General features: G+C 61.7%; 13 protein-coding genes. 8 read left to right on the forward strand and 5 right to left on the reverse strand.

What is annotated here, in order from left to right:
- Positions 1-158 precede the first annotated feature (158 nt).
- The 3 genes from JWU58_RS01005 to aspA all read right to left on the reverse strand — a co-directional run bounded on the left by JWU58_RS01005 (position 159) and on the right by aspA (position 4,704).
- Complete coding sequence (locus JWU58_RS01005; RefSeq protein ID WP_206421360.1) at positions 159-1,163, reverse strand: asparaginase; 1,005 nt, start codon at positions 1,161-1,163, stop codon at positions 159-161.
- 109 nt (positions 1,164-1,272) lie between these two features.
- Positions 1,273-2,721 carry an alanine/glycine:cation symporter family protein gene (locus JWU58_RS01010; RefSeq protein ID WP_016772471.1) on the reverse strand — a complete coding sequence of 483 codons (1,449 nt, stop codon included), beginning with the start codon at positions 2,719-2,721 and terminating at the stop codon, positions 1,273-1,275.
- A 558-nt stretch (positions 2,722-3,279) separates the two neighbouring features.
- Positions 3,280-4,704 (reverse strand): aspartate ammonia-lyase, encoded by a 1,425-nt coding sequence (aspA, locus tag JWU58_RS01015; protein WP_016772472.1) that lies wholly within the window; start codon positions 4,702-4,704, stop codon positions 3,280-3,282.
- A 180-nt stretch (positions 4,705-4,884) separates the two neighbouring features.
- Between aspA and JWU58_RS01020 the strand changes: the two genes are divergently transcribed.
- The 5 genes from JWU58_RS01020 (at position 4,885) to JWU58_RS01040 (ending at position 8,700) form a co-directional block, all read left to right on the forward strand.
- On the forward strand, positions 4,885-5,793 hold the full coding sequence (locus JWU58_RS01020; RefSeq protein WP_024014837.1) for a LysR substrate-binding domain-containing protein: 909 nt from the start codon (positions 4,885-4,887) through the stop codon (positions 5,791-5,793).
- 335 nt (positions 5,794-6,128) lie between these two features.
- Positions 6,129-6,620, forward strand: a complete 492-nt coding sequence (gene purE / locus JWU58_RS01025) for a 5-(carboxyamino)imidazole ribonucleotide mutase (RefSeq protein ID WP_007920220.1) — start codon at positions 6,129-6,131, stop codon at positions 6,618-6,620.
- A gap of 10 nt (positions 6,621-6,630) precedes the next feature.
- On the forward strand, positions 6,631-7,713 hold the full coding sequence (locus tag JWU58_RS01030) for a 5-(carboxyamino)imidazole ribonucleotide synthase (protein ID WP_073470876.1): 1,083 nt from the start codon (positions 6,631-6,633) through the stop codon (positions 7,711-7,713).
- Between the two features lie 111 nt (positions 7,714-7,824).
- Positions 7,825-8,070, forward strand: coding sequence for a GlsB/YeaQ/YmgE family stress response membrane protein (locus JWU58_RS01035; protein WP_016772475.1), 246 nt, complete (start codon positions 7,825-7,827; stop codon positions 8,068-8,070).
- A gap of 93 nt (positions 8,071-8,163) precedes the next feature.
- The gene (locus JWU58_RS01040) at positions 8,164-8,700 is read left to right on the forward strand and encodes a DUF3299 domain-containing protein (protein ID WP_130888951.1); all 537 of its coding nucleotides are present in this window, start codon (positions 8,164-8,166) and stop codon (positions 8,698-8,700) included.
- Between the two features lie 192 nt (positions 8,701-8,892).
- Here JWU58_RS01040 and JWU58_RS01045 read toward each other — a convergent pair whose 3' ends face one another.
- Positions 8,893-9,792 (reverse strand): D-hexose-6-phosphate mutarotase, encoded by a 900-nt coding sequence (locus JWU58_RS01045; RefSeq protein ID WP_206421361.1) that lies wholly within the window; start codon positions 9,790-9,792, stop codon positions 8,893-8,895.
- 57 nt (positions 9,793-9,849) lie between these two features.
- Positions 9,850-10,254, reverse strand: a complete 405-nt coding sequence (locus JWU58_RS01050; protein ID WP_003229628.1) for an acyl-CoA thioesterase — start codon at positions 10,252-10,254, stop codon at positions 9,850-9,852.
- Positions 10,255-10,631: 377 nt separating this feature from the next.
- Between JWU58_RS01050 and JWU58_RS01055 the strand changes: the two genes are divergently transcribed.
- The 3 genes from JWU58_RS01055 to JWU58_RS01065 all read left to right on the forward strand — a co-directional run bounded on the left by JWU58_RS01055 (position 10,632) and on the right by JWU58_RS01065 (position 15,686).
- Positions 10,632-11,930, forward strand: coding sequence for an MFS transporter (locus tag JWU58_RS01055; RefSeq protein WP_110599782.1), 1,299 nt, complete (start codon positions 10,632-10,634; stop codon positions 11,928-11,930).
- A 251-nt stretch (positions 11,931-12,181) separates the two neighbouring features.
- Positions 12,182-13,180: a phosphate ABC transporter substrate-binding protein PstS gene (locus tag JWU58_RS01060; RefSeq protein ID WP_016772480.1), complete on the forward strand. Its 999-nt coding sequence runs from the start codon at positions 12,182-12,184 to the stop codon at positions 13,178-13,180.
- Between the two features lie 220 nt (positions 13,181-13,400).
- Positions 13,401-15,686 carry an ABC transporter permease subunit gene (locus JWU58_RS01065; protein WP_024014834.1) on the forward strand — a complete coding sequence of 762 codons (2,286 nt, stop codon included), beginning with the start codon at positions 13,401-13,403 and terminating at the stop codon, positions 15,684-15,686.
- Positions 15,687-15,695 lie beyond the last annotated feature (9 nt).

Below are 15,695 nucleotides of genomic sequence, written 5' to 3' on the forward strand. Positions count from 1 at the left end.
TGGAGGTGGCTGGAACGCAGCAATTTATATGCCGTACAAAAATCCCTGGTGGGAGCGAGCCTGCTCGCGAAAGCGGTGTGTCAGGCACACGAATGCCGAATGTGTCATGGCTTTCGCGAGCAGGCTCGCTCCCACAGGGGGATTTGCGTTGTGACAGATCAGCTCAGTTCGCCGCAGAGATCCAGTTCGATCAATCGTCGCACTTCCGCCGTTTCCAGCCCGGCCCCCAGCAAACCATGCAACTTGCCGAACGCCGCCTCGCGCGTCATGCCGCCACCGGACAACACGCCGACCCCACGCAAGCGGCTGCCAGCCTCGTAGATATCCAGCTCGACCCCACCTTCATGGCATTGCGTCACTGCAGCCACCACCACGCCGTTATCCCGTGCGCGGCCAAGGCTGGCGAGGAACTCTGGATTGTCGCTCGGCCCGGTCCCGCTGCCGTAGCATTCCAGCACCAGACCTTGAATGCCGCTGTCGAGCAGACCGTCGAGAACCTCGGCACTGATCCCGGGAAACAGCGGCAACACCGCGACTTTCGCCAGTTGCTTCGGCTGGTTGTAGTTCAGCGCGACTGGGATCGACGGCGCCTTCACACCACCGCCCTGACGCTCCAGGCGTTTGAACGGATGGCGGCCGAAGCTGCGCACTTTCGCGCAGCGGGTCGGCGCCAGCAGTTCACCGTGGAAGTACAAATGCACGCCCGGCGCCAGGCCCTGGCCGAGGGCGACCAGCGCGCCGCCGAGGTTTTCCCAGGCATCGCTGTCGGTCACGCCCGCCGGCAACATCGAGCCGGTGAAACACACGCGGGCATGCAGGCCGAGCAACTGAAAACTCATCGCCGCCGCGCTGTACGCCAGCGTGTCGGTGCCGTGCAGAATCAGCACGCTGTCGCAGCCTTGCACGTCCACGGCATCGACCACCGCTTCGCGCAGTTGCTGCCAGTAGGCCGGGGTCATGTTGGCGCTGTCGATCAGCGGCGACATTTCCCGAAACTGCCACTGCGGCACTACCAGCTCAGGCTGGCTGTGCAGATAGTCGCGCATCCGCGCTTCGAAACCGGACGCCGGGGCCAGCCCGTTGGCGCTGGCCTGCATGCCGATGGTGCCACCGGTGTAGAGCACCATGACGTGTTGAGCGGCGGGATAGGTCGACGAGCTCATAGGATTCTCCGAAACGATGAGGGCCTTGCAGGAGCGAGCAGGCTCGCTCCTGCAGGTTATTGCATCACAATAACTGACGGGCGCAGGGGATGCGCCCGTCATTCACCTGTCAGCGTTGCGCTGCAGGTACGCCTTGCGGCGCAGTTTCAGTCTGGCCCGCCGCTGCTGGCGGGTTCACCGGCCAGGCGTTGCGATCCAGATCCAGGTCGGCGAATTTGCTCGAATCAAACACTGGCTGTTTGACGCCGGCGCGACGCTGCTCATCGTAGTCGCGCATCACCCGCAGGCCGACCTTGAACAGCATGGCCAGGGCCACCAGGTTGACGAAGGCCAGACAGGTCATGGTGATGTCGGCGAAGGCGAACACTGTCGTCAGGTCCTGCATCGAACCCCACACCACCAGCGCCAGCACCAGGCCGCGGAACAGCATCAGCAGGGCGCGGTTGCGGCTGAGGAACTGCAAGCTGTTCTCGCCCAGGTAGTAGTTGTAGAGGATGCAGGTGAAGACGAACAGCGACAGCGCGACGCTGACGAACATGCGACCCCAGTCACCGACCACGGCAGCCAGCGAGTTCTGGGTCAGGACGATGCCGTCACCTTCGAAGCCCGGGGTGTAGAAGCCCGACAGCAGGATCAGCAGCGCGGTGCAGGTGCAGATCACGAAGGTGTCGAGGAACACGCTGAAAGCCTGGACCACGCCCTGCGCGCCCGGGTGCTTGACGGCGGCCACAGCGGCGACGTTCGGCGCACTGCCCAGGCCCGCTTCGTTGGCGAACACGCCACGCTTCACGCCCATGACAATGGCGCTGCCGAGCAGACCGGCAAAGGCCGGGTCGAGGCCGAAGGCGCTCTTGAAGATGGTTTCCAGCATGGCCGGTACGTGTTCGATCTGGGTGCCGATCACGTACAGGGTCACGCCGATGTAGGCCAGGGTCTTGATCGGTACCAGCAGGTCGGAGACCGAAGCGATGCGCTTGATCCCGCCGATAAAGGTGATGGCCAGCAGCACCGCGAGGACGATACCGGTGTGTTGCGGGTTGAAGTCAAAGGCGTTCTGCAGCGAGTGGGTCACGGTGTAGGACTGCAGGCCGATGAAGGCGAAGCCGTAGGTGACCAGCAGCAGAACGGAGAAGACTATCGCCATGCCCTTGAGCTTGAGCCCGTGCTGGATGTAATACGCCGGGCCACCACGGTACAGGCCGTCGCCATCGGCGCGCTTGTAGACCTGGGCCAGGGTGCACTCGAAGAAGCTGCTGGACATACCGACCAGTGCGGTCACCCACATCCAGAACACCGCACCCGGACCACCGAGGGTCACGGCGATGCCGACACCGGCAATGTTGCCTGCACCGACGCGGCCGGCGAGGCTGAGCATCAAGGCCTGGAACGAGCTGAGTTGCCCGGCGCTGCCTTTGAGGCTGTCGCGGAACACCGCGAACATGTGGAAGAAATGACGCAGTTGAACGAAACGCGAGCGAATCGTGAAGTAGCTACCGAGCCCGACAATGAGCACGATCAGTACTTTCCCTGAGAGGAAGTCGTTGATGACTTCGAGCATGGATTTATCCTCGCTGTTTTTTGTGGGTGCAAATGCTGGATCGGAGAAACATCGTGTTACACCGGCACGCACGCGGCACGACGGGTGAGGCGAAGGTTTCGTCCCGGATCCATATCGCGGGTTTTGTTATTAGTTCGGGTTTCGCATGGGTTATGGCCTCGTTACCGACGACCGCTCACGCGAAGAGGGGCGGCACTATACCGATCAGTGGCGCGCCCGTCTGCACGGTAGTGGTGCAAGCGACGAAACGAAGCTTTGAAACACTTGGCGTTTGTGGCGAGGGGATTTATCCCCGTTCGGCTGCGAAGCAGTCGTAAACCATTGCACGCGGTGTTTCTGGTACATCCTTATTGTTGCTATCGGGGCCGCTTCGCAGCCCAGCGGGGATAAATCCCCTCGCCACAAGGGCTCACCTGCATATTGTTCAGTCCTCTACGTTCGGGTTTCAGGATCAAACAGTTAAAAAAAAGGGCTCGGGGACAAAATCCCCAAGCCCTCAAAAGGTGAGAGGTGTCTAGTCCCTCGACCTGGTGAGCGGTGCTACAAGTTCGCGTCGGCTCAGGCTTTGAGCGGAACCAGACGCGGGGCAATCATGTTTTCCGGGCGCAGGATGTCGGCGAGCATGGCTTCGTCGAGCAGACCTTCTTCGCGCACCAGTTCCAGCACGCCGCGGCCGCTTTCAAGGGCGATACGGGCGATGCGGGTGGCGTTTTTGTAGCCGATGTACGGGTTCAGTGCGGTGACCAGACCGATCGAATGCTCGACCAGTTCGCGGCAGCGCGCTTCGTTGGCGGTGATGCCGACGATGCAGTGCTCGCGCAGCATGTCCATGGCGCGTTGCAGCAGGCGGATCGAATCGAGGATCTTGAAAGCGATCAGCGGCTCCATCACGTTCAGTTGCAGCTGGCCGCCTTCGGCTGCCATGGTCAGCGCCAAGTCGTTACCGATGACCTGGAACGCGACCTGGTTCACGGCTTCCGGGATCACCGGGTTGACCTTGCCGGGCATGATCGAGCTGCCTGGCTGACGCGCCGGCAGGTTGATTTCATTGATGCCGGTGCGTGGGCCGCTGGACAGCAGGCGCAGGTCGTTGCAGATCTTCGACAGCTTGACCGCAGTGCGCTTGAGCATGCCTGAGAACAGCACGAAGGCGCCCATGTCGGAGGTCGCTTCGATCAGGTCGGCGGCCGGTACCAGCGGTTGGCCGCTGATCAAAGCCAGACGTTGAACAGCCAGTGCCTGATAGCGCGGGTCGGCGTTGATGCCGGTGCCGATCGCGGTGCCGCCCAGGTTGACTTCGGTCAGCAGCTCCGGGGCCAGCGTCTTCAGACGCGCGAGGTCTTCGCCCATGGTGGTGGCGAACGCGCGGAATTCCTGGCCGAGGGTCATCGGCACGGCGTCTTGCAGCTGGGTACGGCCCATTTTCAGGACGTGGTCGAACTCTTTACCCTTGGCCGCGAACGCCTGAATCAGGCTGTCGAGGCTGGCCAGCAGCGCGTCGTGACCCAGCAGCAGACCCAGGCGGATCGCCGTCGGGTAGGCGTCGTTGGTCGACTGCGCCATGTTCACGTCGTCGTTCGGGTGCAGGTACTGGTACTCGCCTTTCTCGTGGCCCATCGCTTCCAGAGCAATGTTGGCGATCACTTCGTTGGCGTTCATGTTGGTGGAGGTGCCGGCGCCACCTTGAATCATGTCGACCACGAACTCTTCGTGGTAATCGCCGCGGATCAATCGGGCACAGGCTTCGCTGATGGCAGCGTGCTTGGCTTCGCTCAGGTGACCCAGCTCGCGGTTGGCGTCAGCGGCGGCCTGTTTGACCATCGCCAGGCCCACAACCAGTTTCGGGTAATGCGAAATCGGAACGCCCGAGAGGCGGAAATTGTTCACCGCTCGCAGGGTCTGGATGCCGTAATAGGCATGGGCCGGTACTTCGAGGGCGCCAAGCAGGTCGGTTTCTGTGCGGAAAGATGCAGCGGAGGACATGATAGAAATCATCTCGATAAGGACCCGGTCTGTGCCGGAACGCTGCGAATGCTAGGCTTGTGGGGATTTTTGGGCCAATGCTGTTCAGCACTGCCCTATGCACATTCGGCATAATGCCCGTGTGACGCCGCCTGTGCGGTAGACGTGTGACCTGTTTTGGTGCGTGTCCGGGAGGACGTGATGAATCTGGAAAGCAAATGGCTCGAGGACTTCAGTGCCCTGGCCGCCACCCGCAGCTTCTCGCAGGCGGCCGAACGGCGCTTCGTGACCCAGCCGGCGTTCAGCCGGCGGATCCGCAGCCTCGAAGCGGCGCTGGGGCTGACCTTGGTAAATCGCTCGCGCACGCCGGTCGAACTGACGGCGGCGGGGCAGTTGTTTCTGGTGACCGCGCGCACCGTGGTCGAACAGCTCGGCGAAGTGCTGCGCCATCTGCATCATCTGGAAGGCGGGCAGGGCGAGGTGATGCAGGTGGCGGCGGCACACTCGCTGGCGCTGGGCTTTTTCCCGCGCTGGATCGCCCAGTTGCGCAACGAAGGGCTGAACATCGCCACGCGGCTGGTGGCGACCAACGTTGGCGACGCCGTGCACGCTTTGCGTGAAGGTGGCTGCGATCTGATGCTGGCGTTCTACGACCCGGATTCGGCGATGCAGATGGACCCGGAAATCTTCCCGTCGCTGCATTTGGGCCAGACCGAAATGCTGCCGGTGTGCGCGGCAGATCTGGATGGCAAACCGCTGTTCGATCTGGAAGGCGAGGCGAGCGTGCCGTTGCTGGCGTACAGCGCCGGTGCGTTTCTTGGGCGTTCGGTGAATGGATTGTTGCGCCAGCGCCAGTTGCGCTTCACCACGATCTACGAAACCGCGATGGCCGACAGCCTGAAAAGCATGGCGCTGGAAGGCCTCGGCATCGCCTGGGTGCCGCAATTGAGTGTGCGCGCCGAACTGGCTCGCGGTGAACTGGTGGTGTGCGGCGGCCCGCAGTGGCATGTGCCGCTGGAGATCCGCCTGTACCGCTGCGCCCTGGTGCGCAAGGCCAACGTGCGGTTGCTGTGGCGCAAGCTTGAAGGCGGCGCCGCACAAAGCGCTTGAAGCTGATGAAGATCGAATGTGGGAGCGAGCCTGCTCGCGAATGCGCAGTGTCAGGCCCTGAGGTATCGTCTGACACAACGCTTTCGCGAGCAGGCTCGCTCCCACAGGGGGATTTTTGCGCTGTTCTTTCGCTGACCTCAAGGTCAATAAAACCGGGCGTTTCGCTCATTTGACAGATGGTCGTTTCGGGGGCTGTTTATTGCTTTCTTTGCGGTATACTGCGCGGCCTTCGGCCGGCACGTCCGGCCATTTTTCGCACAATCAAGCCACGCAACCTGCGTGGCTTGTTGTTTTATGATGCGCCTGCGGGCGCTCCAGAGAGAAGAGGCGCGACGATGAGTGCACTGGTTGGCGTGATCATGGGCTCCAAGTCCGATTGGTCCACCCTTAGCCACACCGCCGATATGCTGGAAAAGCTCGGCATCCCGTACGAGGTCAAGGTGGTTTCCGCCCACCGCACCCCGGATCTGCTGTTCCAGTACGCCGAAGAGGCTGAAAGCCGCGGCATCGAGGTGATCATCGCCGGTGCCGGTGGCGCCGCCCACTTGCCAGGCATGTGTGCGGCCAAGACCCACCTGCCGGTGCTGGGCGTGCCGGTGCAGTCGGCCATGCTCTCGGGCGTCGATTCGCTGCTGTCGATCGTGCAGATGCCGGCGGGCATTCCGGTCGCCACCCTGGCCATCGGCAAGGCCGGCGCAATCAACGCCGCCCTGCTCTCGGCGAGCATCCTCGGCGCCAAGCACCCGCAATTTCATGCGGTACTGAAAACCTTCCGTGCCGAGCAGACAGACAGCGTCCTGGACAATCCAGACCCACGTATTGCCTGAGGTTGTTGAGATGAAGATCGGTGTAATCGGTGGCGGCCAGTTGGGTCGCATGTTGGCTCTGGCGGGCACTCCGCTGGGCATGAACTTCGCTTTTCTCGACCCTGCGCCGGACGCTTGCGCCGCTGCGTTGGGCGAACACCTGCGGGCCGATTACGGCGATCAGGATCATCTGCGCCAACTGGCCGATGAAGTCGATCTGGTGACCTTCGAATTCGAAAGCGTCCCGGCCGAAACCGTGGCGTTTCTTTCGCAATTCGTGCCGGTCTACCCGAGCGCCGAAGCCCTGCGCATTGCTCGTGACCGCTGGTTCGAAAAGAGCATGTTCAAAGACCTCGGCATTCCGACCCCGGCCTTCGCCGACATCCAGTCGCAAGCCGACCTGGACGCCGCCGTCGCTTCCATCGGTCTGCCGGCCGTGCTGAAAACCCGCACCCTGGGTTATGACGGCAAGGGCCAGAAAGTCCTGCGCAAGCCGGAAGATGTTGCCGGTACGTTCGCCGAACTGGGCAGCGTTGCCTGCCTGCTGGAGGGCTTCGTGCCATTCACCGGCGAAGTGTCGCTGATCGCCGTGCGTGCCCGCGATGGTGAAACGAAGTTCTATCCGCTGGTGCACAACACCCACGACAGCGGCATCCTCAAGCTGTCGGTGGCCAGCACCGATCACCCGTTGCAGGCGCTAGCCGAAGATTATTCCAGCCGTGTGCTCAAGCACCTCGACTACGTCGGCGTGATGGCTTTCGAGTTCTTCGAAGTCGACGGTGGCCTGAAAGCCAACGAAATCGCCCCGCGCGTGCACAACTCCGGGCACTGGACCACCGAAGGTGCCGAGTGCAGCCAGTTCGAAAACCACCTGCGTGCCGTGGCCGGCCTGCCGCTGGGTTCGACCGCCAAGGTCGGCGAGAGCGCGATGCTCAACTTCATCGGTGTAGTGCCGCCGGTGGAAAAAGTCATCGCCATCGAAGACTGCCATCTGCATCACTACGGCAAAGCTTTCAAGGCCGGACGCAAGGTCGGCCATGCCAACCTGCGCTGCGCCGACATGGCCACGCTGCAAGCGCAGATCATCAAGGTCCAAGCGCTGATCGCCGAGTAAACCAGTTTCATGTGGCCGCGGCGGAACCATTCAGGGGCCGCCGTTCTCTCATGGCAGGATGCCAAAGTCTGTCTAGGCTTTGGCATATCTACCAAATCAGAGGGAAATGCCATGGGAATTATCGGAACCATCTTTATCGGCTTGATCGTCGGCCTGCTGGCTCGGTTCCTGAAACCGGGCGATGACAGCATGGGCTGGATCATGACCATCCTGCTCGGTATCGGCGGTTCGCTGGCAGCCACCTACGGCGGCCAGGCTCTGGGCATCTATCAGGCGGGCGAGGGCGCTGGTTTCCTCGGCGCACTGGTCGGCGCTGTCGTGTTGCTGGTGATCTACGGTCTGATCAAAAAGAACTGATCGAAAGCGACAAAGCCCTCTCGGCCCGCGCGGCCGGGAGGGCTAGAATGCGCGGCGACTCACCGTCCATTCCTTTGCCTGCCGAGCACCTTCATGCGCCGTCTTCTGTTGACTCTCCTCTTGCTGGGCAGCAGTCTCGCCCACGCCGGCGAACTGCCGGAAACCGACTGGCTGGAACTGATGCCCAAGTCGGATCAAAAGGCCCTCGAGGCCATGCCGGAAATCGACCACAACTCCCCCGAAGCCACCGGCACCTTCACCGAGAAGGGCGGGATGAAGCAGGCCAAAGGTCTGCCGGCGGTGATGTATTCGACGAAAACCGTGGCGTCGATGAATGACAAACACATCCGCATCGGTGGTTACCCGGTGCCGCTGGAGTCCGATGCCAAGGGCCGCAGCACGTTGTTCTTCCTCGTGCCGTATCCGGGCGCCTGCATCCATGTTCCGCCACCGCCGCCCAATCAATTGGTGCTGGTGCGATATCCGAAGGGTTTGAAGCTGGACGATATCTACACACCGCTGTGGGTGACCGGCACGCTGAAAATCGAGAAGGTCAGCAATGACCTCGCTGATGCGGCGTATGCGCTGGAGGCGGAGAAGGTGCGGGTGGTGCAGGAGGCTGACCTCTAAAGCGCGCCACAGATAAATGTAGGAGTGAGTCTTTTTGGTGAAGGGATTTATCTGTGGCGAGGGGATTTATCCCCGCTGGACTGCGCAGCAGGCCCCAGCTTCTGATTTAAAAAAAGCGGGGCCGCTGCGCGACCCAGCGGGGATAAATCCCCTCGCCACAGGGCTCTTTGCCCTTTTGTATGGCGCTAGAGCTTAGAGCGGCGTAGCAGCTACGCTGACACCCATCGTATGGCTCGCCCCCGGCGCCAGGGTCACCAGATCATCCATCACATTCGCCGTTTCGATGCACAGCATGCGCTGCCAGCCATCGTTGTCCATGTCCGGCAGGGCGGCGGCGCGGTCGATCCATGGGTTCCAGATCACCGCCGTGCGCGAGCCGGTGGAGGTCAGCACGATGCGTCGTTCCCAGGTCGGATCAATGATGCTCAATTGCGGCGGAACGTCGAGGTAGATGCGGTCGGTCTCGCCGGCGAAATGCAGATCGCCGCTCTGGCTGGCCGTGTTCCAGTCATCCAGGGTCTCGATATAATTCAGCCCGGCCACGCCGTCGACATGCACATTGCGCACGTCACTCACGGCGAAATAGGTGTGCAGCGCCTGACTCAGCGTGACGGTGTCATTACCACGGTTATGGCTGGTCAGGCTGTAGTGCAGTTGATCCGCCAGATGCAGGGTCAGGGTCAGATCGACCTCGTGGGGCCAGCCCGGCAGGCCACCTTCCGGGTAGGGCAGCTTGAATTCGACCTTGATGCCGTCAGCCTCTGATTCGATGTTGCCCAACTGCCAATCCATCGCCCGCACCAGACCGTGCGCGGGGGCCGGTTGCTCGCCGGTGTACATGGCCTGCACGCTGCTCGGATTGCGTTCGAATTTGCCGAACCACGGCCAGCACACTGGCACGCCGGCGCGGATGCTCTTGCCGGTCTTGAACTCGGCCTTGTCGTTGAGCCAGATGATCGGCGGCTGGCCGTCGATCTGATAACTGAGGATGTGCGCGCCTTGCTGGGCCACCAGCACTTCGGCCTTGCCGTGGCGGATGCGCCAGCAGTTCAGTTCATCCTGTTTCACGGCTTCAACGTTGGGCGTGTTCATGGGCAACTCTCGATCAGACACTGGGGACGACTATCGACCGCAAAACGGCCGCGAGGTTTAACGCGCGCGTGGCGGCACCGAACGGGTGCGACCGCTGCCGTCGATGGCGACGAAAACGAAAACCGCTTCGGTGACCTTGCGCCATTCGCTGGACAGTGGGTCATCGCTCCACACTTCGACCATCATCTGGATCGAGCTGCGGCCGATTTCCAGGGTCTGGGTATAAAAGGACAACTGCGCGCCGACCGCGACCGGGACGAGAAACGCCATGCGGTCGATGGCGACAGTGGCAACGCGGCCACCGGCCACCCGGCTGGCCATGGCGGTGCCGGCCAGATCCATCTGCGCGACCAGCCAGCCGCCGAAAATATCGCCAAAGCCGTTGGTTTCGCGCGGGAGTGCGGTGATTTGCAGGGCCAGGTCGCCCTGTGGGATCGGATCTTCTTGTTCGAGCTCTATCATGCCGAGGGGCCTCTGACCCGTGACTCTTCGTGGGTATTGCGGGTGGTAGCCGTCGTCAAGAAAAACGATTCAACACCGAACACACTGCGTTCGTCACGTTTTCCATCAGGCGCCTAAAGGGAAACTCTGCGAAAAAGGCTAAATCCCGAGCAAAGGACGGGCCAACAACGTTTTCGCACAGCAACCTCTTACAAATCCTGCGCAGGTGGCGAGTATATCGGTCGATAGACCCCGCGACGACCACCCGGTTCTGATTTCGAACGTCAATTACGCGCCTCTATGTGCTTTTTCGAACAATTTGCTATGGTGCCGAACCTGTCCGAGCCACCGCCAGCGTTGTTGTGGCGACAGATTCGACTATAAGAGAAGCCCTTGCCATGACCACAGCGCCTTCGAGCCTCGCGCAGCCCGAGCAACCCGCACGACCGTTGACCCGCAATGACTACAAGACTCTGTCGCTGTCCGCCCTCGGCGGGGCGCTGGAGTTCTACGATTTCATCATCTTCGTCTTCTTCGCCACCGTCGTCGGCAAGCTGTTCTTCCCGGCCGACATGCCCGAGTGGCTGCGCTTGATGCAGACGTTCGGCATCTTTGCTGCCGGCTATCTGGCGCGTCCTTTGGGCGGCATCGTCATGGCGCACTTCGGTGACCTGCTGGGGCGCAAGAAGATGTTTACCCTGAGCATTTTCATGATGGCCGTGCCGACGCTGATCATGGGCCTGCTGCCGACCTACGCGCAGATCGGCATCTGGGCGCCGATCCTGTTGCTGCTGATGCGGGTGATCCAGGGTGCGGCGATTGGCGGCGAGGTGCCGGGAGCGTGGGTCTTCGTTTCCGAACACGTACCGCAAAAGCACATCGGTTATGCCTGCGGCACGCTCACCAGTGGCCTGACTGCCGGCATCCTCCTCGGCTCGCTGGTCGCCACGGCGATCAACAGCATTTATACGCCAGCCGAAGTGTCGGATTACGCCTGGCGGATCCCGTTCCTGCTCGGCGGCGTGTTCGGCCTGTTCTCTGTGTACCTGCGCCGCTGGCTGCACGAAACTCCGGTGTTCGCCGAACTGCAATTGCGCAAGGCACTGGCCGAAGAAGTGCCGTTGCGCGCGGTGCTGCGTGATCATCGCGGCGCCATCGCCATTTCGATGCTGCTGACCTGGCTGCTCTCGGCTGGCGTCGTCGTGGTGATTCTGATGACCCCGACCGTGCTGCAAACGGTCTACCACTTCTCGGCGACCACGGCGCTGCAAGCCAACAGCCTGGCCATCGTGTTCCTCAGCCTTGGCTGCATTGGCGCCGGCGCGCTGGCCGATCGCTTCGGCGCCGGTCGCGTCTTCGTCTTTGGCTGCCTCGGTCTGCTGATCAGCTCCTGGACCTTCTACCACAGCCTCGCCGACCACCCGGACTGGCTGTTCCCGCTGTACGCATTGACCGGTTTGCTGGTCGGTACCATCGGCGCGGTGCCGTACGTGATGGTCAAAGCGTTCCCGCCGGTGGTTCGCTTCAGTGGCTTGTCGTTCTCGTACAACGTCGCGTACGCGATCTTCGGTGGCTTGACGCCCATGGTGGTCAGTCTGCTGCTGAAAGAAAGCGCTATGGGCCCTGCCTACTATGTTGCGGTGCTCTGCGGGATGGGGATTCTGGTCGGGGCGTGGCTCTGGAAGAAGGGGCGTTGATTTTCTCTCCCGCCTGATCGTTCCCACGCTCCGCGTGGGAATGCATCCTGTGACGCTCCGCGTCACGTCTCAAATGCGGACGCAGAGCGTCCATGGCGGCGTTCCCACGCAGAGCGTGGGAACGATCTGTTCATCCAGCAAAACCCGATGCTGGCCTTTCATCCAATTGTCATATTTCAGCCATAGAGTGTTCACATGGCCTGCTGATACTTGGCCCCGACTTAACACACCCTATCTGCTAGGAGTAAGGCATGAAACTGAAGCGTTTGATGGCGGCAATGACTTTTGTCGCTGCTGGCGTTGCGACTGCCAACGCGTTCGCCGCTGTTGACCCTGCTATCCCGAGCTACACCAAGACCACTGGTGTGTCGGGCAACCTGTCCAGCGTCGGTTCCGATACCCTGGCCAACCTCATGACCCTGTGGGCCGAGAACTACAAAAAAGAATACCCGAACGTCAACATCCAGATTCAGGCTGCCGGTTCTTCCACCGCGCCACCTGCACTCACCGAAGGCACCGCCAACCTGGGCCCGATGAGCCGCAAGATGAAAGACAACGAGCTGCAGGCTTTCGAACAGAAGTACGGCTACAAGCCGACGGCAATCCCGGTTGCCGTGGATGCCCTGGCGGTGTTCGTGCACAAGGACAACCCGATCAAGCACCTGACCATGGCTCAAGTCGATGCGATCTTCTCCTCGACGCGCCTGTGCGGTGCCAAAGCTGACGTCAAGACCTGGGGCGACCTGGGCGTGACCGGTGACCTGGCCAACAAGCCAGTCCAGCTGTTCGGCCGTAACTCGGTGTCCGGCACCTACGGCTACTTCAAGGAAGAAGCCCTGTGCAAAGGCGACTACAAGCCGAACGTCAACGAACAACCAGGTTCGGCGTCGGTGGTGCAGTCGATCAGCAGCTCGCTTAACGGTGTCGGCTACTCGGGCATCGGCTACAAGACCGCCAGCGTGAAAACCGTCGCCCTGGCCAAGAAAGAAGGCGGCGAGTTCATCGAAGACACCGAAGAAAACGCCCTGAACGGCAAGTATCCGCTGTCGCGCTTCCTCTACGTTTACGTCAACAAAGCCCCGAACAAGCCTCTGGCCCCGCTGGAAGCCGAGTTCGTGAAGCTGGTGCTGTCGAAGCAGGGCCAGGAAGTGGTAGTGAAAGACGGCTACATCCCGCTGCCAGCCAAGGTTGCCGCCAAGGCACTGGCTGACCTCGGTCTGCAGGAAGGCGGCGCGGTCGCCAAGAAGTAACACCCTGAGGCCGGCCTGAAGCCGGACTCCTGTGGGAGCGAGCCTGCTCGCGAAGGGGTGGTCACATGCAGCATCGATGTGACTGACCCGACGCCTTGGCGAGCAGAAGCGCTCCTGCAACCACCAAATTCTCGACTCCGCTGCCGGACTTCCGGCTGGCGGATTTGCTGCGTCACTGCACTGTCATCTTTCTGTCATACAGGATCGCTAGGGTGTGCGCATGAATGATCTGGCCAATTCCCCAATGACTACGTCTTCCCCTCCCAAGCGCATTGATTTCAATACGCCTGAGCTGCAACGCAAGCGCCGCATCCGCGCGCTCAAGGATCGCTTCACCCGTTGGTACGTCCTCGTTGGCGGCCTGGCGGTGCTGGCGGCCATCACCCTGATCTTCTTCTTCCTCGCTTACGTTGTAGCGCCGTTGTTTCAAGGTGCCGACCTGACCGCGAAAGACTCGATCACCCCGGCCTGGATGCAGGACGCCGGCAAGCCGCTGATGATCTCGCTCGAAGAGCAGAATCAGGTAGCCATGCGTGTGTCCGACAAGGGCCAGGCGCTGTTCTTCGATCTCGACAGTGGCGCTGAATTGAGGCGTGTCGATCTGCCGCTGCCTGCGGGCGCCACCGTGACATCTATCGGCGAAGACCAGCCGGGTCATCCGCTGGTGGCCGTGGGGCTGTCCAACGGTCAGGCGCTGGTGTTCCGTCATACCTATAAAGTCAGCTACCCCGATGGCAAGAAAACCATCAGCCCGGCCATCGAATATCCCTATGGCGAGGCACCGATCGCGCTGAACGAAAGCGGTGGTGCGCTGGAGCACGTCAGCCTCAACGCCACCGACTCGACGCTGATGCTGGTCGGCTCCACCGGCTCGCAACTCAATGTGCTGTCGCTGACCAGCGAAGAAAACATGATGACCGGCGAAGTCACCAACGAGCAGACGCGTATCGATCTGCCGCAGATGACCGAGCCGGTGAAAAACATCTTCGTCGACCCGCGCCAGCAGTGGCTGTACGTGGTCAACGGGCGTGCCCAGGCCGACGTGTTCAGCCTGCGCGACAAGAGCCTCAACGGGCGCTACAAACTGCTGGAAAACGCTGACGCCCAAGTCACCGCCACCGCGCAGCTGGTCGGCGGTATCTCGCTGATCGTCGGCGATTCCAAGGGCGGTCTGGCCCAGTGGTTCATGGCCCGCGATACCGATGGCGAGCAGCGTCTGAAACAGATCCGCACCTTCCAGATGGGCACCACGCCGATCGTTGAAATCGCTGCCGAAGAGCGCCGCAAAGGCTTCCTCGCCCTCGATGCCAGCGGCAAGCTCGGCGTGTTCCACAGCACCGCACACCGCACGTTGCTGGTCGATCAGGTGGTTGAAGGCCAGGGCCTGTTCGGTCTGTCGCCACGCGCCAACCGAGTGATCGTCGAAGCCGGCGGCAAGCTGCAGCCGTTGCTGCTCGACAACCCGCACCCGGAAGTATCGTGGAGCGCGCTGTGGAGCAAGGTCTGGTATGAGAACTACGACGAGCCTAAGTACGTCTGGCAGTCGACCGCCGCCAACACCGATTTCGAACCGAAACTGAGCCTCTCGCCGCTGACCTTCGGCACTCTGAAGGCCGCGTTCTACGCCATGCTGCTGGCCGCACCATTGGCCGTCGCTGCGGCGATCTACACCGCGTACTTCATGGCCCCGGGCATGCGCCGCAAGGTCAAACCGGTGATCGAACTGATGGAAGCGATGCCGACGGTGATCCTCGGTTTCTTCGCCGGCCTGTTCCTCGCGCCGTACGTAGAAGGCCATCTGCCGGGCATCTTCAGCCTGCTGATGTTGCTGCCGATCGGCATTCTGGTCGCCGGTTTCACCTTCAGCCGCCTGCCCGAATCGATCCGCCTGAAAGTCCCGGACGGTTGGGAAAGTGCGCTGCTGATTCCGGTGATCCTGTTTGTGGGTTGGCTGTCGCTGTACATGAGCCCGTTCATGGAGAACTGGTTCTTCGGCGGCGACATGCGCATGTGGATCTCCCACGACCTGGGCATCACCTACGACCAGCGCAACGCTCTGGTGGTCGGTCTGGCCATGGGTTTCGCGGTGATCCCGAACATTTACTCGATCGCCGAAGACGCCGTGTTCAGTGTGCCGCGCGGCCTGACCCTGGGTTCGCTGGCCTTGGGTGCGACGCCATGGCAGACCATGACCCGCGTGGTGATCCTGACCGCCAGCCCGGGGATTTTTTCGGCGCTGATGATCGGCATGGGCCGTGCGGTCGGCGAAACCATGATCGTGCTGATGGCCACCGGCAACACCCCGGTGATGGAGATGAACCTGTTCGAAGGCCTGCGCACCCTGGCCGCCAACGTCGCGGTGGAAATGCCCGAGTCGGAAGTCGGCGGCAGCCACTACCGCGTGCTGTTCCTCTCGGCGCTGGTGCTGCTGTTGTTCACCTTCGTCATGAACACCCTGGCAGAACTGATTCGTCAGCGTCTGCGCAAGAAATACTCGTCGCTTTAAGCAAAGGTA

This window comes from Pseudomonas atacamensis (genome assembly GCF_017167965.1).
In the GTDB taxonomy this organism is placed as follows: Bacteria; Pseudomonadota; Gammaproteobacteria; order Pseudomonadales; family Pseudomonadaceae; genus Aquipseudomonas; species Aquipseudomonas atacamensis.